We start from the raw sequence: 22289 nt of genomic DNA, 5'->3' as shown, positions 1-22289 counted from the left end.
TGACGGCGCCAGGATTCGAGGATTCTGGCGCAGTCGGCGGAGCTGGATCAGTTACCTGGCTCCGGGTCGAATCTGAAAACCGCAAGACGACCCGCCAACGATTCGAACTCGTCGGGGCTTCCGTCGCGGACCAGCCCTGACCGCTTGGCGAAAGACACCCCGACCGGCACCCGGTTGGGGAACGCTCGCAGGACCGGTCGCGCTTGGTCGACGGCCAGTTCAACGATTCGCACTTGCCGGGACCGGCGCCCGCGAGTCAGAGTTCCGGTACCCGCGGCCCGGGCGTTGGCCGCCCAATCCGCACCCGGGTAACCGGCCACCACGTACAGGCCGCCGCGAAATTCGAACGGCGTCATCGGCGTGCTGCGCGGGCGACCTGACTTGCGTCCGGGCACCGTCAGCACCATCGCCGGCCCCGTCGGGATTCCCAGCTTCTGTACCGCCTTCATCACCAGGTTCATTGCTTTTAGGTAGCGGGGCGGGCGCGGGTCAGCGTCAGACATTGAGGTCGCCTTGTCTGGTGAACAGCTTGCGGTTGCGCCGCACCCAGTCCGCGAACGTACGGGGTGGACGGCCAAGGATCTTCTCGACGTCGTGGGTGACCAGTGCGGGTTTGTCGACGGTCGCGGCGAGCATGGCCAGGTAGGCATCGCCGAACTCAGCGGGAAAGCCCAAGCTGACAAATCGTCGCCGAACGGATTCCGGTGGCAGTTCGCGATAGCGCAGCCGACGTCTTAGCACCCCGCCGATGACATCCACCAACTCGGCGTTGCTGAACGCTTGCGGACCCGTCATCGGGATCCGGTGGCCGATGAGATCGTCGGTGAGCAGAGCTCGAGCCGCGACGGCAGAGACGTCGCTGTCCTCGATCGGAGCGGTGCTCGCTGTCGGGAAGGGACCTGTAACGACGTCGCCGGCCTGGATTTGCGCCGACCACATGCCGCCGAAATTCGACGCAAACAACGTGGGCCGCAGGCTTACCCAGGCCAGACCGGAATCCACGGCAAGTTGCTCGGCCTCCTTGTTGCGGTCGCCCCGTACCCGCGACGGCTGGCGGGCGAAGTCGTCGTCCGCGTTGATTGCAGACAGCGCAACGAGTTTGGTGACGCCGCCATGGACGCAGGCTGCTACGACAGCGGCCAGACTGTCGCCGAGGGCGCGAGAATTGAGAAACACCGCCGACGCGTCGGGCAGCGCCTCGGACACCGAACTCACCACTTCGACACCGGCGGGAAAGCGCGCGGTGGCAGGTGAGCGGGTGACCGCGCGCACCGGGGCTCCCGCGGCGGCAAGTTCGTTTACCAGGGGGCGGCCGACGTTTCCGGTCGCCCCGGTGATCACGATGGTCATATAGAACTCCTCCGGTAGAACGGCTGCGACGATTAGGACGTACTCGTGTACCAAGGACGGGAGTCCGGGCCGGAAAGTTACAGTCGATGTGCGTAACTTTTCCGGCCACCGAATCGTCGCTAACTCATGAACACAGCCGCGGGTGATCAGGTCGTGCAGGCCTGGCGTCAGCACCGTCCCTACCTCGTTAATCTCGGATACCAGATCATCGGTGACGTCGGGGACGCCGAAGATGTTGCGCAAGAAGCGTTTCTACGGCTGTCGCGGACGGACCTGAACGAGATCGACGATGTGCGCGGCTGGCTGACCGTGGTAGCGAGCCGGTTGTGCTTGGACCAGGTGCGTTCGGCGCGGGCCCGATACGAGCGTCCCGACGATCTTGACCGCGAAGTCCACCGCGACGGGCGCGTCGCCGATTCGCGCCTGCCCGACCCCGCCGATCGGGTCACCCTCGACGACGAGATTCGAACGGCGCTGCTGGAGGTCCTGCGCCGGCTGAGTCCCAGCGAGCGGGTGGCCTTCGTGCTGCACGATGTATTTGGCGTCCCGTTCGACTCGATCGCCGAAACCGTCGGCCGCCCGGTGGGCACCTGCCGGCAGCTGGCCCGACGGGCCCGGGCCAAGTTCACCATTGCCCAACCGTCTGCCCAACCGACGCCGACGGCGGTCGCGGCCGTCGACCACCAGCGGGTGACCGAGAAATTCATCACCGCATGTGCCAACGGCGACATCACTGCCCTGGCCGCCGCGCTGGATCCGACGGTCTGGGGGGTGGGGACCGTGCTCGCGGATCCGGCGCCGCCTCCCCAGGTCAACCGGGGACCGCAGGCTGTGGCCGCCAACCTGCTGCGCTATCTCGGTCCGGGCGCCACGCTGGTCAGCGGCCCGGCCGGCCAGCCGGTGCTGTTGGCGTTTGCCGAGCGGCGGCTGTTCGCTGTGGTCGTGCTGACAATTCGAGACGGCCTCGTCACCAAGATCGAGGCGACGGCCGACCCGTCGGCGCGGGCGCCGTCAGGCGTCTGAGCGTTCTCGCGCGACCTCGGGTGGTGCTGCGAAGTAGCCGGTGATGGTGGCCGCGACTTGCAGGAACTTCCGGCGCGTCGCCGGTGCCATCTCGTTGGTCACGTCGATGACGCCGCCGGGCCGCAGATGGGGGTCAAAGGGCACCTCCACCACCGGCTGGCCGTGATCGACGAACTCGCGCGCCAGCAACGACCGAGTGCGCTTGTCGGCGTGGCCGTCGGAGTCGTTGAGCACCACGACACTGCGGTGCAGCAGGTGCCGCAGATCGTGGTCCGCCAGCCATTCGACGGTCTTGGCGGCCGCTGCGGCGCCGTCTGCCCACGGCGAGGAGACCACGATCAGCGCGTCGAGATCGCGCAGCACTTCCTGGGTGACGGCGGCGTCCATCGTGGATCCGCAGTCGATGACCGAGATCGCGAAATGGCGGTCCAGTCGCATAGCGGCCTCCCGGTAGACGGCTGGATCGAGCACTCGGCGGGGGCCCGAGGCAGGCTCTCCTCCGAGCACGTACAGGCCGACGGCGTTGCGGCCCACCCGTGCGGTCATGTCTGCGAACGACTGCAGGTTCTTGTCCGCGGTGACCTCCCAGAACGATCCGGTGGCGCGCGGATCGATCCGGCTGCTCAGCCGGCCGAAGGCGGTGTCGGCGTCGATAGCGACGACGCGATCCTGCTGGCGCAGCTCGGCAAGAATCGAACCGACGCTCGCGGCCACCGATGTCTTCCCTACGCCGCCTTTGCCGAGCACGCCGACTTTGTGATTGCCGTGCAGGGCAGTGCGGATCGCCACTTCGAACTGAGCGGTGTCGCGTTGCGCGGCGGACGGTCCGGGCGTGACGAGCCCGAAGGTGGCCACCCTTACCATGCGCCGCCAGCCGCGGTCGGTCGGCTGGGAGGCGCTGCGCGCCGCACCCGCAGCAGGGCCCTGCCAGAAACTCGGCGGCGGGGCCGGCGATTGGGGCGCGGAAGCCGGAGCCGACTGCGGCGGGGCCGGCGGATGGTGTTGGGGCGGGGCCGGCGGATGGTGCTGAGGTGTCGGCGGGCGGTGCTGGGGCGGCGGGGCCGGCGGGTGGTGCGGGGCTGGGTGCGGCGGCGCACTGCCGTGTGGTGGCAGAACAGGCGGAGCCGGTGTCGGGCGCGGAGCCGGAGCGGAAACCGGTGGGGGAGGTAGTGGAGCCGGTTCCGGAACTGGCGCCGCAGCTGGAGCCGGAACCCCTGGCACCGGTGGCGGGACGAAATGCGGGACGGGCGGAGCTTGCTGGTGAGTCGGCGGCGCCGGGTGTGGCGGCGACTCCGTGCGCGGCGCCGGGGGAGGTGTTTTAGTGTCGTCCGTTGGGGCGGAAGTTGCCTCGGTTGGTGGTGGCGGCGGAGGTGGCCCGTCCCCGCGTGGCGGCGCTGTTGGAGTCGATGGCGGCGGGGTAGGGCGAGGGACAGGCTGCGGGGGCCGAACCCCGGCAGGTGCAGCGGGCGGCGGCGAAAAGCCGGGGGATTGGGCGGCTCGGGGGCCCGCCGACGGTGGCTCCGGCGGGCGTGGGGCCGCCGGATGATCGGGCCGCACTCGATTACGCAGGAATTCCTGGGGCTCGTTCATGGGCTCCTCGGGTGCAACGGCGGCGGATCGTCGGGCCATTGGCAGACCGGGCAAGGTTCTTGGGTGACGAACCCCACGGTCGGTCGGCCGGTAGGCGACGCTGATGTCCAGTATCGGGCAACTGTCGGTCCAGCCGAACCGGCCAATCCCCACCCTGTGAGTCGCGATCCACCGCGGCCGAGTTCCTACCCGCGCTGTGCAAACTCACCGGGGCGCTGTCGCGGGGGGCCCGCCTACCCTGTCCTAGGGAAACCGACGAGCGCGCGTGCGTGGCTGCCACGCGTTATTGAGCACCATGGTGCGGGTGTGACCACGGCCGGTAGCCTCGCTCGAAGCGCTTGGGGAGGTGGCAGCAAACACGCGCCGCTCGGGGGAGGAATCCGCGACAGAATGCGGCCATCGGGCCTGCGGCAGGGAATTGCGCCCGCCTGGACGCTGTGTCGCGAGGCCGTCAAACGCTGGTAACAGCGAATTTACGGGGCCGCCAGTTCGCAAGATAGTATTAGTAAGTTGGCATGTCAGGCGGTTTTTGTCATATCGTTTGAAGACTTGTCGAAACCAGGTACAGGGTCACCGTTCAAAGCTGCACGGACGAAGTCCTGACCGGATCATCTCCGCTTGGCGGTCAGCCTATCGACGAGACCGAGGGGTCCCAGCCCGCAACCTCCGGGTGCGGCTCCACTCGATCAGGAAAGTCGATCCGCAAAGCGGCGGTGCAGTGAGTCTGTTGAAGGGTTAGGTGGGTATGGCGCCCAAGCGCGTCGGGCTTTACAACCCCGTATACGAACACGATTCGTGCGGGGTCGCCATGGTCGTGGACATGCACGGCCGGCGCAGCCGCGACATTGTGGACAAGGCGATCACCGCCCTGCTCAACCTCGAGCACCGCGGCGCCGCCGGCGCCGAGCCGCGCAGTGGGGACGGCGCGGGCATCTTGATTCAGGTGCCGGACGAGTTCCTGCGCGCCGTCGTGGACTTCGACCTGCCCGCGGCTGGCAGCTACGCCACCGGTATCGCCTTCCTGCCGCAGTCGTCCAAGGACGCCGCGGCCGCGTGCGCCGCAGTGGAGAAGATCGCCGAATCCGAAGGCCTGCAGGTGCTCGGCTGGCGCAATGTGCCGACCGACGACTCGTCACTGGGCGCCCTCTCCCGGGACGCGATGCCCACCTTCCGCCAGGTCTTCATGGCGGGCGCCTCTGGTATGACACTTGAGCGCCGCGCCTACATCGTCCGCAAGCGGGCCGAGCACGAACTGGGCACCAAGGGCCCCGGGCAGGACGGGCCGGGTCGGGAGACGGTGTACTTCCCGAGCCTGTCCGGTCAGACCGTGGTCTACAAGGGCATGCTGACCACCCCGCAGCTCAAGGCGTTCTATCTTGACCTGCAGGACAACCGTGTCACCAGCGCGCTGGGGATCGTGCACTCCCGGTTCTCCACCAACACGTTCCCGTCCTGGCCGCTGGCGCACCCGTTCCGGCGGGTGGCGCACAACGGCGAGATCAACACCGTCACCGGCAACGAGAACTGGATGCGGGCTCGTGAGGCGTTGATCCAGACCGACGTCTTCGGGTCGCAGGCCGACGTGGAGAAGTTGTTCCCGATCTGTACTCCCGGCGCCTCGGACACCGCCCGCTTCGACGAGGTGGTCGAGTTGCTGCACCTGGGCGGGCGCAGCCTGGCCCACGCGGTGCTGATGATGATTCCCGAGGCCTGGGAACGCCACGAGTCGATGGACCCGGCGCTGCGTGCCTTCTACCAGTACCACGCGTCGTTGATGGAGCCCTGGGACGGGCCGGCGTCGATTACCTTCACCGACGGCACCATCGTGGGCGCCGTGCTCGACCGTAACGGTTTGCGCCCGTCGCGAATCTGGGTCACCGAAGACGGTCTGGTGGTGATGGCGTCCGAGGCCGGCGTGCTGGACCTCGACCCGGCCAAGGTGGTCAAGCGACTGCGGCTGCAGCCGGGCCGGATGTTCCTGGTGGACACCACGCAAGGGCGGATCGTCTCCGACGAGGAGATCAAATCGGAACTGGCCGCCGAGTACCCCTACCAGGAGTGGCTCGACAAAGGGCTGGTCCCGATCGACAAGCTGCCGGCGAACAAATACGTGCGGATGCCGCATCACCGGCTGGTCGTGCGGCAACAGACCTTCGGCTACACCTACGAGGAACTCAGCCTGCTGGTGGCCCCGATGGCGCGTACCGGCGCCGAACCTATTGGGTCAATGGGCACCGACACCCCGATCGCGGTGCTGTCGAAGCGTCCGCGGATGCTCTACGACTACTTCCAGCAGCTGTTCGCCCAGGTGACCAATCCGCCGCTGGACGCCATCCGCGAGGAGGTGGTGACCAGCTTGCAGGGCACCACCGGTGGAGAGCGTGACCTGCTCAGCCCCGACGAGAACTCCTGCCACCAGATTTCGCTGCCGCAGCCGATTCTGCGCAACTTCGAGCTGGCCAAGCTGATCAACCTCAACCCCGATGACGAGGTCAACGGGCGGCCGCATGGCATGCGGTCCAAGGTGATTCGCTGCCTGTACCCGGTCGCCGAGGGTGGCGCCGGGCTGGCAGCGGCGCTGGACGAGGTGCGCGCGCAGGCCTCGGCGGCCATCGCCGACGGCGCCCGAGTCATCATCCTGTCCGACCGCAACTCCGACGAGACGCTGGCACCGATACCGTCGCTGTTGGCGGTCGCCGGTGTGCACCACCACCTGGTGCGGGATCGGACGCGCACCCACGCGGGCCTCGTCGTCGAAACCGGTGACGCCCGCGAGGTGCACCACATGGCGATGCTCGTCGGCTGCGGCGCTGCTGCCGTTAACCCGTACCTGGTTTTCGAGTCGATCGACGACATGATCGACAGACGGTTCATCGACGGCATCGAACGCGATAAGGCGCTCAACAACTACGTCAAGGCTGCCGGCAAGGGCGTCCTCAAAGTGATGTCTAAGATGGGCATCTCGACGTTGGCTTCCTACACGGGTGCGCAACTTTTCCAGGCGGTCGGAATCTCGGAGGACGTCCTCGACGAGTACTTCACCGGATTGGCCTGTCCGACAGGCGGTATCACGCTGGACGACATCGCTGCGGACGTCGCGACCCGACACGCACTGGCCTATCTGGACCGGCCCGACGAGCGGGCGCACCGCGAACTGGAGGTCGGCGGGGAATACCAGTGGCGCCGCGAGGGCGAGTACCACCTGTTCAACCCGCAGACCGTGTTCAAGCTGCAGCATTCGACCCGCACCGGCCAGTATTCGATATTCAAGGAATACACCCGGCTGGTCGACGACCAGACCGAGCGGATGGCGTCGCTTCGTGGCCTGCTGAAATTCCGTGCGGGCGTGCGTCCTCCGGTGCCGATCGAGGAGGTCGAGCCGGCCAGCGAGATCGTCAAACGCTTCTCCACCGGGGCGATGAGTTACGGTTCCATCTCCGCCGAGGCGCACGAGACGCTCGCGATCGCAATGAACCGCCTGGGCGCCCGATCCAACAGCGGCGAGGGCGGCGAAGACGTCAAGCGCTTCGACGCGGACGCGAACGGGGACTGGCGGCGCAGCGCGATCAAGCAGGTCGCCTCCGGCCGGTTCGGCGTCACGTCGCACTACCTGACCAACTGCACCGACATCCAGATCAAGATGGCCCAGGGCGCCAAACCCGGTGAGGGTGGCCAGCTTCCGGGACACAAGGTGTACCCTTGGGTCGCGTCGGTGCGGCACTCCACACCCGGCGTCGGCCTGATTTCGCCGCCGCCGCACCACGACATCTACTCGATCGAGGACCTCGCTCAGCTGATCCACGACCTCAAGAACGCCAACCCGTCCGCGCGCGTGCACGTGAAGCTGGTGTCGGAGAACGGGGTCGGCACCGTGGCGGCCGGGGTTTCCAAGGCACACGCCGACGTGGTGTTGATCTCGGGCCACGACGGCGGCACCGGCGCGACGCCGCTGACGTCGATGAAGCATGCGGGCGCGCCGTGGGAGCTGGGTCTGGCAGAGACGCAGCAGACGTTGCTGCTCAACGGTTTACGCGACCGCATTGTGGTTCAGGTCGACGGCCAGCTCAAGACTGGCCGCGATGTGATGATCGCGACGCTGCTAGGGGCCGAGGAATTCGGTTTTGCCACCGCGCCATTGGTGGTGGCCGGCTGCATCATGATGCGGGTGTGTCACCTGGACACCTGCCCGGTTGGGGTTGCCACCCAGAACCCGTTGCTGCGGGAGCGCTTCACCGGCAAGCCCGAGTTCGTGGAGAACTTCTTCATGTTCATCGCCGAAGAGGTCCGGGAGTACATGGCGCAGTTGGGTTTCCGCACCATCAACGAGGCGGTGGGGCAGGCCGGCGCGCTGGATACCACGCTGGCCCGCGCACTGTGGAAGGCGCACCGGCTGGACCTGAATCCGGTTCTGCACGAGCCCGAGTCGGCTTTCATGAACCAAGACCTGTACTGCAGCTCACGGCAGGACCACGGGCTGGACAAGGCGCTCGACCAGCAGCTGATCGTGATGAGCCGGGAAGCGCTGGACTCCCAGAAGCCGGTCCGTTTCTCCACGAATATCAGCAATGTGAACCGCACGGTGGGAACCATGCTCGGTCACGAGGTAACCAAAGCCTATGGTGGCCAAGGGTTGCCCGACGGCACCATCGACATCACGTTCGAGGGGTCGGCCGGCAACAGCTTTGGTGCCTTTGTGCCCAAGGGAATCACGTTGCGGATCTACGGTGACGCCAACGACTATGTAGGTAAGGGCTTGTCTGGGGGCCGGATCGTGGTGCGCCCGTCCGACAACGCCCCGGACGGCTATGTCGCCGAGGACAACATCATCGGAGGCAACGTGATCCTGTTCGGCGCCACCAGCGGCGAGGTTTACCTGCGCGGCGTGGTTGGCGAGAGGTTCGCGGTCCGCAACTCCGGCGCCCACGCCGTCGTGGAGGGAGTGGGCGACCACGGTTGCGAATACATGACCGGCGGCCGGGTGGTGATTCTGGGGCGCACCGGGCGCAACTTCGCCGCGGGTATGTCCGGTGGTGTCGCCTACGTCTACGATCCGGACGAAAAATTGCCTGACAACCTCAACACCGAGATGGTGGACCCCGAAGCGCTCGACGAAGAGGATGTGGAGTTCTTGCACGGCATTGTCCAGGCACACGTTGACGCCACCGATTCGGCCGTCGGGCAACGCATTCTGGCCGATTGGCGTAGCCAGCAGCGGCACTTCGTGAAGGTGATGCCCCGGGACTACCGCAAGGTGCTCGAGGCGATAGCCGAGGCTGAACGCAACGGCACCGATGTCGACAAGGCGATCATGGCGGCTGCTCATGGCTGACCCGACTGGCTTCCTGAAGTACACGCACCGCGAGCTGCCCAAGCGGCGGCCCGTTCCGCTGCGCTTAAAGGACTGGAATGAGGTCTACGAGGAATTCGAGACCGAGACGCTGCGGGAACAGGCCACCCGCTGCATGGATTGTGGAATTCCGTTCTGCCACAACGGCTGTCCGTTGGGCAACCTGATCCCCGAGTGGAATGACCTGGTGCGACGCGGCCAGTTCCGCGCCGCGATCGAGCGGTTGCACGCGACGAACAACTTCCCGGACTTCACCGGCCGGCTCTGTCCGGCGCCGTGCGAGCCGGCTTGCGTGCTGGGCATCAACCAGGATCCCGTGACGATCAAGCAGATCGAGCTGGAGATCATCGACCGGGCCTTCGACGAGGGCTGGGTTGAACCAGTGGTGCCGCACTGCGAGACCGGCAAGTCCGTTGCCGTGGTGGGGTCCGGCCCGGCCGGTCTGGCTGCGGCACAACAACTCACGCGAGCCGGGCACAAGGTCACTGTGTTCGAGCGTGAGGACCGCATCGGCGGTTTGCTGCGTTACGGCATCCCTGAGTTCAAGATGGAGAAGCGAGTCCTGGACCGACGGCTCGAGCAGATGGCCGCCGAGGGCACCGAATTCCGGACGAGCGTCAACGTCGGGGTGGACCTCACCGCCGAGCAGTTACTGTCCGACTTCAATGCCGTTGTGCTGGCCGGCGGCGCCACCGCCTGGCGCGATCTGCCGGTCCCGGGCCGTGACCTGGACGGTATCCACCAGGCGATGGAGTACCTGCCGTGGGGCAACCGGTTCGCGGCGGGGGATTTAGACGGACCGCCGCCGATCACGGCCGAGGGCAAGCACGTCATCATCATCGGCGGCGGCGACACCGGCGCCGATTGCCTGGGCACCGCGCATCGTCAGGGCGCGGCGAGCATCCACCAGTTCGAGATCATGCCCCGTCCACCGGAGACCCGCGCCGACTCGACGCCGTGGCCGACTTATCCGTTGATGTACCGGGTTTCGTCGGCACACGAAGAGGGCGGCGAGCGGGTCTTCTCGGTGAACACCGAACAGTTCACCGGTGAGGACGGCCACGTCACGGCGCTCAAGGCGCATGAGGTGACCATGCAGGACGGCAAGTTCGTTAAGGTCGAGGGCTCCGACTTCGAGCTGGCGGCCGATTTGGTGTTGCTGGCGATGGGCTTCGTCGGGCCGGAGAAGGCCGGGCTGCTCACCGACCTCGGGGTCAAGCTCACCGAGCGCGGCAACGTTGCCCGCGGCGACGACTTCGACACTTCAGTCCCCGGTGTATTCGTCGCCGGAGACATGGGGCGCGGGCAGTCCTTGATCGTGTGGGCCATCGCCGAGGGTCGTGCCGCGGCCGCGGGAGTGGACCGGTTCCTGATGGGATCTACCGCATTGCCGGCTCCGATCAAGCCGACGGCGGCCCCGCTCACGTAACCACACAAGTCACATCTGAAACATTTGATATCGCTTCGGCGCGCCGTCCGCAGTTTGCCAGCGCACGGGTGTCTAATTGCTGCCTGTGGGCTTCGTCACATCAAAGGTGCAGCAGAGTCGCCTGGAGGCCCGGTTTAGACATCGATCGCGAACCGATCGCTAGGAGTGATCACTGTGCACATGAACCCAGTACCCCGCACCCGCATGGGCCGAATCGCCTGGTCATTGGTTCGGCACCCGGTGAAGAGTCGTGAGTTTCCCGCCAAGAACGAGCGGCTGGTCACGGCCGAAGACCTGATGCGGTTCGCCGTCTAATTCTTCGGAGACCTGGCTGCTGCATAGCACAAGTTTGCTCAGCGCCGATCCGGACGTCGCTGACCGCTCGCGGGCCACGCCCGCTGGAGCCTTCTGGAAAGCGACAATTCTGCCTCAAGCCACCTCAACGGACCGCACGCCGCTTCAACCAGAAAGACCGGAATCCCGAATCGCCTCGGCCAACGGCTCCAGCACAGCCGGGTCGTGCGGAGGCGCGAGATAGATGATGCCCAAGTCCAACCCCTCGGCCCCGAGCGCGGCCGCCGTCTCCATTACTTGCGAATAGTTCCTATCCGGTCCCAGGCCCAGGTGGGACGACAACGTGATCTCTTTCGGGTCGCGCCCGATGTCCGCACAGCTCGCATGCAGCACGTCGCGCTTGCGCGCAAACTCCTCGGGTGTGCCGCCGACGAAATTCCAGTGCTGCGCATACCGCGCGGTAATCGGCAGCGTGCGCTTTTCGCCGCTGCCGCCGATCGCGATCGGCGGGTGCGGTCGCTGCGGGCCCTTCGGTTCGTTGCGGGCGGCCTTGAGTTGGTAAAACTTGCCGTCGAGGGTGGTCGTCTCTTGGCTGAGTAGCCCGATCAACACCTGGCAGGCCTCCTCGAACCGGTCGAAGCGGTCCCGGATGCTGCCCAGTTCGATGCCGTAGGCGCCGGATTCTTCCTCGTTCCAGCCGGCGCCGATGCCCAGCTCGAGTCTGCCGTTAGAGATGATGTCCAGCGTGGCGGCCATATTGGCCAGCACCGCCGGATGCCGGTAATGGATGCCGGTGACCAGGGTGCCCAGGCGCAGCCTTCTCGTCGCTTGGGCCAGCGCGGTCAGCGTGGTCCAGCCCTCCAGACACGGGCCGGTGGAGTCGCTGAAGATCGGATAGAAGTGGTCGAAGGTCCACCCGGACTCGAAGACGTCGATGTCGTCGGCGGCCTGCCAAACAGCCAGCATGTCGGCCCAGGTGGTGTTCTGTGGTGGAGTCTTGAAGGCGAATCGCATGATTTCGACCGTAGTCGCGCAACTAGACTCGAGGGAACGATGGCAATCGGAATCGACACCAAACTCACTCTGCTGGCGGCCGGGCTGATCTTCCTGCTGGCTCTGGGACTCGGGGTCTGGAAGTACCGGCAGATCATGGTCGCCGACGACCATCGTGCGCACATCTACGTTGACATCGCCCACCGGGCGGCACTGCTGTATGCGTTCGCGACGGCGCTGTTCGCGGTATTCGTCGAGCTCAGCGCCTGGCCGGCGTGGGTGAACCTGGCGGCGACGGCCGCCGCGGTGTTCTTCTTCGTCGGCGCGATCGTCGGTTACATCGTGCACGGCGCACGCCGCGACACCGAGAATCAATTCGATCCGCCGGTGCGCGGCACCGAGTTCTTCATGGCGTTGCTCATTCTGTGTGAGGTGGGTGGATTCGCGGTGGTGCTGGCCGGATTCGTGAAGGGCCAGCTGCTCTGATGGACCCCGTCGACGCGCTGCGTCAGATCGCCTATTACAAAGACCGGGACCGGCAGGACTCCCGGCGGGTGATGGCCTACCGCAACGCCGCCGACATCGTCGAACGCCTCGACGAGGCGTCCCGGGAAAAGCATGGACAGGCCAACAGCTGGCAGTCGATTCCAGGGATCGGACCCAAGACCGCGAAGGTGATCGCGCAGGCCTGGGCGGGGCAGGAACCTGATCAGTTGACCGAATTGCGTTCGGCGGCGAAGGATCTCGGTGGGGGCGCAATCCGTGCGGCGCTGCGAGGGGATCTGCATCTGCACTCGAACTGGTCGGACGGGTCGGCCCCGATCGAGGAGATGATGGCTACCGCCGCAGCGTTGGGGCACGAGTACTGCGCGCTCACCGACCATTCGCCGCGGTTGACGATCGCTAACGGTCTATCGCCGCAGCGGCTGCGTGAGCAGCTCGAAGTGATCGAAGGCTTGCAGGATCGGTTCGCGCCGATGCGGATCCTGACCGGCATCGAGGTGGACATCCTCGACGATGGCAGCCTGGACCAGGAGTCCGAACTGCTCGACCGCCTGGACATCGTGGTGGCCAGCGTGCATTCGAAGCTCTCGATGGACGCCGCGGCGATGACTCGCCGGATGCTGCGCGCGGTCTCGGACGGGCAGGCTGACGTGCTGGGGCACTGTACTGGCCGGCTGGTGTCGGGGGGCCGCGGCATTCGGCCGGAATCGAAATTCGACGCCGAGCAGGTGTTCACCGCCTGCCGTGACCACGGCACCGCGGTCGAGATCAACTCCCGTCCGGAGCGACGGGACCCGCCGACGCGGCTGCTGGAACTCGCCCGCGACATCGGCTGCGTGTTCAGCATCGACACCGATGCGCACGCGCCCGGTCAGCTCGATTTCCTCGGCTATGGTGCGCAGCGCGCGCTGGACGCGGGAATCGAGGTGGACCGGATCGTCAATACGTGGCCGGCCGAGAAACTGCTGGAGTGGGCCGGTTCATAAGGCAGGCAACATGTTTCACTCTTTATCGCCGGACAGTAGTCCCAGGAAGAAGTCTTGGGCGTACTTCGTGTCGAAGTACTCAGATAGGCCGGTGATGCGCGAATCTTTGACAATCAGCCAGAAGGTGTACCGGTTGCTGTAGATGCGTCCGTCCGAGAGCTCGGCTCTGCTTTCGACTTCGATGGCGGCGGTGTCGTCGTCCGTCAACGACCGGTGGATGGTGAACTGCATGCCCCGAGCGGCGAGCTGCTGACTTCGGGCCATCATTGCCGCGAACGAATCCTTCGGCACGCTTGTGCCGGCATAGTCGCCGGCGCCCCCCGGCGAGGTACTGGCAATCCAGACGGCGCAGTCCTGCGACAGCAACCCCATCGCACCTGGCAAATCGTTGTCGCTGAGCCGCTCGAAGAATTCGGTGGCAACCGCAATTGCTGTTCGTTCCATCTTCCCTCAGACCTTGAGTAGGTCGGCGAGCCGGCAGTGCTGCTGGGCCGGGTTGCCAAAGAACAACGCCATCGATTGCGCTCGTCGGTAGTACAGATGCGCGTCATGCTCCCAGGTGAACCCGATACCACCGTGCAGTTGAATCGTCTGGGTGCTGCAGAAGGTGGCTGCCTGGGAGGCGACCGCCTTTGCCATCGCGGCCGCGACGGGAAGCTCATCGGGCGAGTTAGTGCCAGCAGAGCCGGCGTGGTAGACGGCAACCCGGGCTGACTCCACCGCAACGAGCATGTCCGCAAGCCGGTGTTTGACCGCCTGGAAACTGCCGATCCTGCGGCCGAACTGGGAGCGTTGTTTCGCATACTCGACCGTCATTTCCAGGCACGATTGCGCAATGCCCAACAGTTCCGCCGCGATCATCACCAGGCCGATATCCAAGGTGCGATCGAGTACCGGACCGGCTGCGCCAGCGTCGCCGATCGGCCGGGCCGGGGTGGCTGAGAACTCGAGGCGGACCTGCTTGCGGGTGAGATCCAGAGTGTCCAGCACGTGCAATCGCAGACCGGGCGCGTCGGCGCGCACCGCGTACAGACTCGGCGCGGCTGCGTTGCCGGCCGACACGAGGAAATGGTTCGCCGCCGCGCCATCGAGCACGTAATTCTTGTGCCCGGTGAGCAAGTGCACGCCGTCCACCGAATCGGCACGGACCGTGCACGCGCGCCGATCCCATGCGCCGTCGTCTTCGGTAACTGCCAGTGCAGCGATCACCGACCCGTCGACAATGCCCGGAAGCAGAGCAGCCATTGCGGTCGAATCACCAGAAGCCAGTAGGGCATTGGCGGATAGTCCGATGCTGCCTAGAAATGGTGTGGCCGCGACTGCCCGGCCCAACTCCTCGAAAACGACCAGTAGCTCGATCAATCCGAATCCGGCGCCGCCATATTCCTCGGGCACGGCCAGTCCGTGCAGGCCGAGTTCGGCCGCCATGCGCTGCCATAACGCTGAATCCAGCCCGTCTGTCTGGCTCATCGTGCGCCGTACATCGACGGGCGTCAGGTATTTCGAGCAGAACCGCCGCAGGTTTTCACGAAGCTGTTCCTGCTCGGCAGTGAACACGAGACTCATCACAGCCCCTTTCCAGCAAGTTCGCGAAATGGGACATCCCGATCTACCTGGGGCTCCTTGGGCAGCCCAAGTACGCGCTCCCCGATTACGTTTCGCAGTACCTCGTCGGTCCCGCCGCCGATGGACAGCGACGGCACGAACAGCAGCGTCTGGGCCCAGAGATCGGCGGCCTCCGTCTGGGGATTCCAAGCGGTGGCCGCCGCAGCGGCGATTGCTGCACCCACCTGGGCCGACAGCCGGTAGTAGTCGGTCCGCACCAACTTGGCGACCGATCCCTCGGGCCCCGGAGGCGCTCCGCGCATGATCCCGGAAATGATCCGCTCGGAGAGCAACCCGACGATCCGCTCCGCGATCCACAACTCCACCAGTTGCCGCCGCAGCTCCGAATCCTTTTGCCGCCCAAGGTGCCGGGCGCGATCGATGAGCGTCTCGCTAGACGGCGCGTCATTGAGTGTCCGCACAGCGCCCAACGTCAGCCGCTCGGTGGCCAACGTGACCGTCGCAGCCGTCCAGCCCTGGTTCACCTCGCCGACGACACTGGTGTGCGGGATGCGCGCATCGGCGAAGAACACCTCGTCGAAGTGTGCGCCGCCGTCCATCTGGCTGATCGGGCGGGTGGTGACGCCAGGGTTGCGCATATCGACGATGAACATCGTTATGCCCTTGTGCTTGGCCACATTTCGATCGGTGCGGGCCAGCACGAGCCCGAAATCGCAACGCCGCGCTCCCGATGCCCATATCTTCTGACCGTTGAGGATCCAGCTGTCACCGTCTCGCACCGCCCGCATCCGTAGTCCCGCGATGTCGGAGCCGGCCTCGGGCTCGGAGAACATTTGACACCAGAGTTCTTCGCCTCGCAGCAGCGGCGTGATGTGCCGCTGTTTTTGTTCTGCTGTCCCCAGCGCCAACAGTGTCGGCCCACACATCCCGAGACCGATCACGTAAATGCCCAACGGGAGATCGTAGGACGCGGCTTCGATGTTGAACGCGATCTCCTCGCGCAGGCTCAGCCCCCGGCCGCCGTACTCCTGCGGCCACGAGATTCCGGCGAAACCCGCGTCGAAGAGCAGCCGTTGGCACTGCTTTGCCTTAGCGACCAGGGCCGCGTCTTCCGCGTCGTTCGCACCGCCGCGTTGCCTGCGCGAGTCAGGCCTGCGGATCCAGCCGTGTCTGGGTGCTTGGTCATGTAGCCAATTGCGGACTTGTTCTTGGAACTGCTCAACCTGAGCACCCTCCGATGCGATGGTCACCCGGCACACCGCCGGAATTCTGAAACGTGCACGGTGAAATGAGCCATCTAACTGGTCGTCAATGTCTGGTTGGGGAGCACCTTTGAGAACAGGTCGCTGGACGATATTGCGCCCTTGGCCTTCTCGCCAATGCTGCGTGGTGTGACATCTACGTCGTGGGCTTCAGCGCGCAACGCCCCCACCGTGCACCGTTCACGCGGACGATGACTGAATGGATCGAAGGAGAACAGGCGCATCGCGTTAAGGTGCGTGATGGCATCAACTTCCGCGTCGGTACAACCGGCGAGACTTCTGGCGGCACTCTCGGGACTGTTGGGCCAAGTCGAATCCGAGTGCGGATAATCGCATTCCCACATGATGGATTCGACGCCGATCCGGTCTCGTTGCGCTACGCCCGCGTGGTCCTCGATGAAGCAGGTGTAGACCTGTTTGCGGAATACCTCGCTGGGCATGCTGCTCTCGAAGCCATCGTCGATCCACGTGTGCTGCCGGTGGGCGTAGTCCGCTCGCTCGGCGAAATAGGGGACCCAGCCAATGCCCCCTTCGGACAAGGCGAAACGCAGGTCGGGGAATTTCCGCAGGACGTGCGAGAAGAGCAGGTCCGCAGCGGTCAGCACGGCAATGACGGGGGCCAGGACCAGGGTCACGTGCGCGGCGGCGTCGGGTGCCGTGACCAGCAATTGTGAAGACGACCCGATGTGCATACACACCGTGGTGCCGGTATCCGAACACGCCTGCCAAAGTGGGTTCCAGTGCTCACTGTGCAGGCTGGGCTGTCCAAGCTTGTACGGGTTCTCCGAGAACGTCATTGCGTGGCAACCAAGTTCGCTCACGCGGTGAACTTCCGCCGCCGCCGCCTCGGGGTCCCAGTACGGCGGAATCGCCAGCGGCACAAACCGTTCGGGGTACGGACCACACCAGTCGCCGATCATCCAGTCGTTGTAGGCGCGGACGGTCGCTAGCGCGAGATCTTTGTCGTCGGCGCCGGCGAAGAACTGTCCGCAGAAACGGGGGAAGCTCGGGAACGGAACACCCGCCAGCACACCGTTAGCGCTCATATCCCGCACGCGCTCGTGTACATCCCAGCAGGCTCGCCGCATGTCGTCGAAAGACGCAGGTTCCACCGAGAATTCTTCGCGGGGCCGGCCGACGACCGCGTTCATGCCGATGTTGAAGGTTTCCTGGCCTTCGAAGACCCAGGATTGGACGCCGTGCTCGTTTCGGACCACGCGGGGGGCGCGGTCGGCGTACTTGGCAGGCATATGGCCGTCGAACATGTTCGCCGGTTCGATGACGTGGTCGTCGACGCTGATCAGGATCATGTCGTCAGTTCGCATGACTCATCCCTTTCTGGTGCTGCTGTGAGTTTTTGTGGTGTTCAGGCCTGTGCGCGGAAGCGGTCGGTGAAGGCCATGAATTCGGTGCTGGTTAGGCAGGCGACCTGGTGATCCAGGGCGACTGGGAGGTAGGACTCGAGCCGGTCCCGCAGGTCGCTGCGGGCCAGGTCGACGTAACGCCGCAGCGTCGTCCTGGGCATTTGCGCGAACGAGGTCACCCGGAGCACCGCAGCGTCCACCGCGGGTCCTGTCGTTGCCTCGCCGAGCCCCAACTTCTCGGCTTGGGGTCCGTCGATGTGGTGCTGGCCGTCGAGTAGCCGCCAGAGCAGGTCGGGGCGGATACGGTCCAGGAACAGCACACCGCCGGTCGCGGGGATGGCGCCGCCGACCGCCCAGCCCTGCTGCAACCACCCCTGCGGACCGATGAACCGGCAATCGCAGGCTAGGGCGAGGTCGAATCCGAATCCCACTGCCGCCCCGTCGACCGCAGCCACCAGCGGTACCGGCAGCTGCACCAGAGTGCGCATCAGACGCTGGAACGCGCCATACACGACGGTGCGTAACGCGTCGGTGCCCTCTTTGATGATGGGGACGATCGCCTTCATGTCACCACCCGCGCAGAAGGCTCCGTTTCCGGTGAGCACAACACCACTGATGGACGGGTCGGTGCCGATTTCCTCCAGGAGTGCGGTTAGTCCTCGCGCCTGTGGCGGGGACAGCGAATTGCGCCGCTGAGGCCGGTCGAACACGACGACTGCCGCGGGACCGATGCGCTCGACGCGTAGCCAGTCGTGGTCCACATCAGCGGACGCCGGGTGGGGCGTTACGCCCGAGGTGATAGCCATGCCGCGGTGCCCTCAGTGAGTCCGCGGTGGGGGCAGGGTGAGGCAGGCTTGGATGCCGCCGTCGACGGCGACTTCGGCGCCCGTGACGAACGAGGCCTCCGGAGCGCACAGGAAGCACACCACGGCTGCAACTTCCTCGGGCACGCCGGGCCGTCCCACCGGTGTGCCCGACAACATGGCGTCGAAGTCGAAGTCGTCGCCCAGCGGTCCGCGCAGCATCGGGGTGTCGACGCCGCCCGGCAGCACGGTGTTGACACGGATGCCCAAGGGGCCGAGTTCCTTGGCGGCCACCGCTGTAATGCCTCGAACCGCGTGCTTGGACGCGCTGTAGGACGCTTGATATTCCAGACCGGAAAGGGCCGCCACCGAGGCGACGTTCACGATTGCCCCGCCCCCGGACCGCTTCATCGGCTCCACGAGGGTACGCACTCCTAGGAACGGTCCCAGCGCGTTGACCTGTATCTGTCGCATGAAGGCTTCGGCGCTGATCGTTTGAATGGGATCGAGCTGCGCGATGCCGGCGTTATTGACCAGTACGTCGATCCGGCCGAAGTGGTCTTCGACCGCGGCAACTCCCTGGGCCCATTCGTCCTCCTGCGTCACATCGAGGTGGACGAACAATGCCGACTCGCCGATCTCCTTCGCCAGACACCGCCCCTCCTCGTCGAGGATGTCCGCGATTACTACCTTCGCGCCTTCGGCTGCGAAGCGTCTGATCTCGGCTTCGCCCATCCCTCTGGCTCCGCCGGTAACTATTGCTACCCGGCCTTCATACCTGCCTGGCGACGTGCTCATGGACATTCCTTTCGAGGATTGGTGTTACTTCGACAGCCCAGCGGTACGCGTTGGGGCGAACGGACGCCCAGTCCACGTACGTCGATTTCTTCGGCCGGTAGGTTCAGCCGCAGGTTCGGAATCTTGCGGATCAGTTGATCCAGGACCAGCCGCATCTCGGTCCGGGCAAGCGGCGCTCCCAGGCAGAAGTGTGGGCCCGCGGAGAACGTCAGATTTTGCTTCCGTGGGCGGCGCAGATCGAAGCGGTCGGGCCGTTCAAAAGCAGCTGGATCCCGGTTGGCGATGCCCGTCCACACGATGACCGATGCGCCTGCCGGCAGCGCGACGCCGGCCAGCGTCGTATCAGCGGTCGCGCGGCGCGGAACCTGCAGTACCGCAGGCAGATAGCGCATCGCTTCCTCGATAGCGGGGTCGATCAGCGCCGGATCAGCGACCAGTGCGGCGTAGTCGGCGGGGTTTTCCAGCACCGCCATCAGCAGCAACGGAATCTGTCGCGCCGTTGTCTCCACGCCGGCCGGCAAGAAGACGCGCGCGTAGTTGAAGATTTCCTCGTCGGTGAACTGCCGACCGGATGTCAGCTCGGCGGCCGCAAGCCACGAGATCAGATCCTGAGTCGGGCGTTGTCGGCGTTCGGCGAGTTCGTGCGTCCACATCTCATTCAGCCGGGCATGGGCCAACATTGCGTTCTCGAGATTGGACGGTGCGTCGAACGCGTCGCAGGCGAGACTCATGAATTCGGCAAACCTGTTGTGCGGCAGGCCCATAAGCTCGGTGATGGTCCGGAAGGCCATCGGCAGGCCGATGTCGCGCGCCGCACAGACCGGCAGGCCCTCGTCAAGCCGGCGGGCGACGCGGTCGACGAGAAAGGTGGCCAGCGGATTCAGCAGGTCGGCGACCAAGCGGCCAATTGCCGGGACACCGAACGCCTGCAGCATGAGTTTGCGGTGGTCACGATGCTCGGCGCCGTCGATGTTGGGCATGGCTCCGGGTGAGAACGTCTCGGTGAACACCCCGTAGGCGCCGTCGCCGTTTGCGAAAAGTGCGGGATTTCGCAGGACCTCGTTGGCGGCCTCCCAGCCAAGGACGAAGTAGAGGGGCGTTCCGGGCGGTTGCACAAAAGAAGTCGGTATGGTCTGCCCGCCAAAGGTGCCGTCGGGATCCTGGGCGACTACCGCGCCCGCCTCGTCGCGAAGTGCGCCCAGCAGCTGGTAGGGCCGGCGCAGTTCCGGAAGGTCACCGACGAGCATGGAATCAAGGGGTCTGACGAGCGCGTCTGGGATCGCTGAGATCGCTTGGTCGAGATCCCCGTCAAGCCCGGAAGCTTTCACGCCCCACCTTGCTGCTCGGCGAGAATGTTTCGCGCCCACGCAAGGTCGTCGGTCTGCGCCATCGCCCGCACGGCGTCGACGTCGATGGAGTACAACTTGGCGGGATTGGTGGTCAGCACCTTTTCTTTGATTTCGGCAGTCAGCGCCGGGTAGCCGTAGCGGTCCTGGTATTCCTGCGGAATCTGGAAGGCCCGGAATGCGTCGACCAGCGGTTGCGATGACCCCCACCAGGCGCAATCGGTACCCCAGACGAGGTTGTCCTCGCCCACCGCGAGCAGTAGCTTGCCCAGCACGTGCGCTGCTTGCTCCGGCCTCTTTATAAGACAGAACCAGGTGGCCCCTATCTCTGCGTGCACATTGGACCCTCGACCGATTCCCGCCTGGGCCAGGCTGGTGATCAGCCGGTTAACGCCCTTGTCTTCGGCCTCGTTGTATGGACCTTCTTCCATGCCGGGTGCGATCGGTGGCTCGTAACCCGAGTGGTAGACCACGAAGTTGATGTCCGGGAAGCCCTTTGCTGCCGGTCCGACGTCGACGGGTGATGCCGTCGGGACGAATCCGCTGATGCCTTTGTGGGCGCACACCAGCCGTGGCCCGCATTCCAGGACCCGCTCGAGGAAGGGGATTCCTGTTTGTTCGTCGTCCAGGCGCCAGCCGGAGCCGTCCTGAAAGGAGCCGGTCGAGGGGTCGACGACACCCATGGTGTACGTCTTCCAGCCGGCACACGTCAGCTCCGTGCTCCACGTGCCCATCGCCTCGAGGTCTGCGGGGTTCTTGGGGTCGACGACCACATGGTTGAGGAGCCGTCCGCTACCGCCGAATCGCTCGAGTAGAGCCCGGGTGCCGGCGAGTTCCTCGTTGGTCAGCAGTCTGCCCTTGCCGTCGCTTCCCGGCGACGAGGTGAGGACTGCGACGGCTGTGTCGCTCTGTAGATAGATGCAACGCAGGTACTCGGCGAGGGAGTAGCGAGTCACATCGCTCAAGCCCGGCCAGTCTTCGGCGAAGAGGCCGATCACCGTCTTCATCGACTCGCGCAGCGGGTCCACTTCGGGGCGGTCGGAGATGTAGTGCGTCTGCACGTCGATCACCGGGCTGGTTCCACCTAGGCACTCGGCAGCCGCCTGGTCGTCCACGGCAGCTTCCGGGGGCACGTCGTAGAAGCGATAACCAGACTCTTTGTTTACTTCCAGCAGCGCCGCCGCCGTACCGGACCTGCTGAGTGCGTAGACGACCGGATCGTCGCCTCTGCTGCGGGCGTGGTCGTCGGCGTCGGCCGCCCATCGGCCCAGGGCCCGCCGGTCCCTTCCCGCGAGGGGAATGGGACGGAACTCTTCGGTCGATAGTGGTTGCAGGATTGTCGGCAAGTCCATCCGTCGCTTGGACTGTGGCCGGATTATGACGTCGCTGTCCGCCGGACTCATCGAGTCTCCTTCGGTTAGGGAGAGGTTTTGTGGGCTATTGAGTGAGCGCTCACCCATTACATTAGCCCTTCGGCGGTAGCCTGTCCATCGTCAGCGTCGCGCTAGGTACCGCGAACTTTTCGCGACACGGCGCCCCTGCGGCGGCGCGGACCCAGGGTCCGTCGCGCCGGGTTGCCAGCGCCGCGGGCCGATCAGTCTGACGTTCGTGTCGGCCGGCTACTCCGATGCGTA

Annotated in this window: 19 protein-coding genes; 7 read left to right on the top strand and 12 right to left on the bottom strand. The window is 65.6% G+C overall.

Going from position 1 to position 22289, the window contains the following annotated elements; genetic code table 11:
* Positions 1 to 47: 47 nt before the first annotated feature.
* Entirely contained in the window at positions 48 to 503 is a 456-nt protein-coding gene (locus H0P51_RS27930) for a nitroreductase family deazaflavin-dependent oxidoreductase (RefSeq protein ID WP_180915993.1), read from the bottom strand.
* Positions 496 to 1350, bottom strand: coding sequence for an NAD(P)H-binding protein (locus H0P51_RS27925; RefSeq protein WP_180915992.1), 855 nt, complete (start codon positions 1348 to 1350; stop codon positions 496 to 498). The genes H0P51_RS27930 and H0P51_RS27925 overlap by 8 nt, the downstream gene beginning before the upstream one ends.
* Positions 1351 to 1476: 126 nt before the next feature.
* Between H0P51_RS27925 and sigI the strand changes: the two genes are divergently transcribed.
* A complete protein-coding gene (gene sigI / locus H0P51_RS27920) occupies positions 1477 to 2373 on the top strand; it encodes an RNA polymerase sigma factor SigI (protein WP_180915991.1) in 897 nt (298 codons plus the stop codon).
* On the opposite strand, the gene H0P51_RS27915 is transcribed toward sigI, so the two are convergent.
* Positions 2362 to 3486 carry a MinD/ParA family ATP-binding protein gene (locus tag H0P51_RS27915; RefSeq protein WP_246398941.1) on the bottom strand — a complete coding sequence of 375 codons (1125 nt, stop codon included), beginning with the start codon at positions 3484 to 3486 and terminating at the stop codon, positions 2362 to 2364. The two genes, sigI and H0P51_RS27915, sit on opposite strands and share 12 nt — an antisense overlap.
* Here H0P51_RS27915 and H0P51_RS27905 point away from each other — a divergent pair.
* The 4 genes from H0P51_RS27905 to H0P51_RS29060 all read left to right on the top strand — a co-directional run bounded on the left by H0P51_RS27905 (position 3405) and on the right by H0P51_RS29060 (position 11054).
* Positions 3405 to 3695 carry a hypothetical protein gene (locus H0P51_RS27905; RefSeq protein WP_180915988.1) on the top strand — a complete coding sequence of 97 codons (291 nt, stop codon included), beginning with the start codon at positions 3405 to 3407 and terminating at the stop codon, positions 3693 to 3695. The two genes, H0P51_RS27915 and H0P51_RS27905, sit on opposite strands and share 82 nt — an antisense overlap.
* 1013 nt (positions 3696 to 4708) lie before the next feature.
* Positions 4709 to 9292, top strand: coding sequence for a glutamate synthase large subunit (gene gltB / locus H0P51_RS27900; RefSeq protein WP_180915987.1), 4584 nt, complete (start codon positions 4709 to 4711; stop codon positions 9290 to 9292).
* Positions 9285 to 10739, top strand: a complete 1455-nt coding sequence (locus H0P51_RS27895; protein WP_180915986.1) for a glutamate synthase subunit beta — start codon at positions 9285 to 9287, stop codon at positions 10737 to 10739. Before gltB ends, H0P51_RS27895 begins: the two co-directional genes overlap by 8 nt.
* Before the next feature lie 180 nt (positions 10740 to 10919).
* Complete coding sequence (locus tag H0P51_RS29060; RefSeq protein WP_281374070.1) at positions 10920 to 11054, top strand: hypothetical protein; 135 nt, start codon at positions 10920 to 10922, stop codon at positions 11052 to 11054.
* Positions 11055 to 11198: 144 nt separating this feature from the next.
* On the opposite strand, the gene H0P51_RS27890 is transcribed toward H0P51_RS29060, so the two are convergent.
* Positions 11199 to 12047 (bottom strand): LLM class F420-dependent oxidoreductase, encoded by an 849-nt coding sequence (locus H0P51_RS27890; protein ID WP_180915985.1) that lies wholly within the window; start codon positions 12045 to 12047, stop codon positions 11199 to 11201.
* Positions 12048 to 12086: 39 nt separating this feature from the next.
* Here H0P51_RS27890 and H0P51_RS27885 point away from each other — a divergent pair, with 39 nt between their 5' ends.
* Complete coding sequence (locus H0P51_RS27885; RefSeq protein WP_180915984.1) at positions 12087 to 12512, top strand: hypothetical protein; 426 nt, start codon at positions 12087 to 12089, stop codon at positions 12510 to 12512.
* Entirely contained in the window at positions 12512 to 13516 is a 1005-nt protein-coding gene (locus tag H0P51_RS27880; protein WP_180915983.1) for a PHP domain-containing protein, read from the top strand. The genes H0P51_RS27885 and H0P51_RS27880 overlap by 1 nt, the downstream gene beginning before the upstream one ends.
* 15 nt (positions 13517 to 13531) lie before the next feature.
* On the opposite strand, the gene H0P51_RS27875 is transcribed toward H0P51_RS27880, so the two are convergent.
* The 8 genes from H0P51_RS27875 to H0P51_RS27840 are packed head-to-tail and all read right to left on the bottom strand — an operon-like array spanning position 13532 to position 22058.
* Entirely contained in the window at positions 13532 to 13960 is a 429-nt protein-coding gene (locus H0P51_RS27875) for a nuclear transport factor 2 family protein (protein WP_180915982.1), read from the bottom strand.
* A gap of 6 nt (positions 13961 to 13966) precedes the next feature.
* Positions 13967 to 15082, bottom strand: a complete 1116-nt coding sequence (locus H0P51_RS27870) for an acyl-CoA dehydrogenase family protein (protein ID WP_180915981.1) — start codon at positions 15080 to 15082, stop codon at positions 13967 to 13969.
* Complete coding sequence (locus H0P51_RS27865; protein ID WP_180915980.1) at positions 15082 to 16332, bottom strand: acyl-CoA dehydrogenase family protein; 1251 nt, start codon at positions 16330 to 16332, stop codon at positions 15082 to 15084. The genes H0P51_RS27870 and H0P51_RS27865 overlap by 1 nt, the downstream gene beginning before the upstream one ends.
* A 47-nt stretch (positions 16333 to 16379) precedes the next feature.
* Complete coding sequence (locus H0P51_RS27860) at positions 16380 to 17669, bottom strand: amidohydrolase family protein (RefSeq protein WP_180915979.1); 1290 nt, start codon at positions 17667 to 17669, stop codon at positions 16380 to 16382.
* A gap of 41 nt (positions 17670 to 17710) precedes the next feature.
* Entirely contained in the window at positions 17711 to 18514 is an 804-nt protein-coding gene (locus H0P51_RS27855; protein ID WP_180915978.1) for an enoyl-CoA hydratase/isomerase family protein, read from the bottom strand.
* A gap of 12 nt (positions 18515 to 18526) precedes the next feature.
* Positions 18527 to 19309, bottom strand: a complete 783-nt coding sequence (locus tag H0P51_RS27850; RefSeq protein ID WP_180915977.1) for an SDR family NAD(P)-dependent oxidoreductase — start codon at positions 19307 to 19309, stop codon at positions 18527 to 18529.
* Positions 19306 to 20637, bottom strand: a complete 1332-nt coding sequence (locus H0P51_RS27845; RefSeq protein WP_180915976.1) for a cytochrome P450 — start codon at positions 20635 to 20637, stop codon at positions 19306 to 19308. Before H0P51_RS27845 ends, H0P51_RS27850 begins: the two co-directional genes overlap by 4 nt.
* Positions 20634 to 22058, bottom strand: coding sequence for an amidohydrolase family protein (locus tag H0P51_RS27840; RefSeq protein ID WP_180915975.1), 1425 nt, complete (start codon positions 22056 to 22058; stop codon positions 20634 to 20636). Before H0P51_RS27840 ends, H0P51_RS27845 begins: the two co-directional genes overlap by 4 nt.
* Positions 22059 to 22289: the final 231 nt, after the last annotated feature.

Source organism: Mycobacterium vicinigordonae (genome assembly GCF_013466425.1).
Lineage (GTDB): Bacteria > Actinomycetota > Actinomycetes > Mycobacteriales > Mycobacteriaceae > Mycobacterium > Mycobacterium vicinigordonae.
Note: the sequence above shows the minus strand (reverse complement) of the source record. Positions and strands in the feature narration are given on the sequence as shown.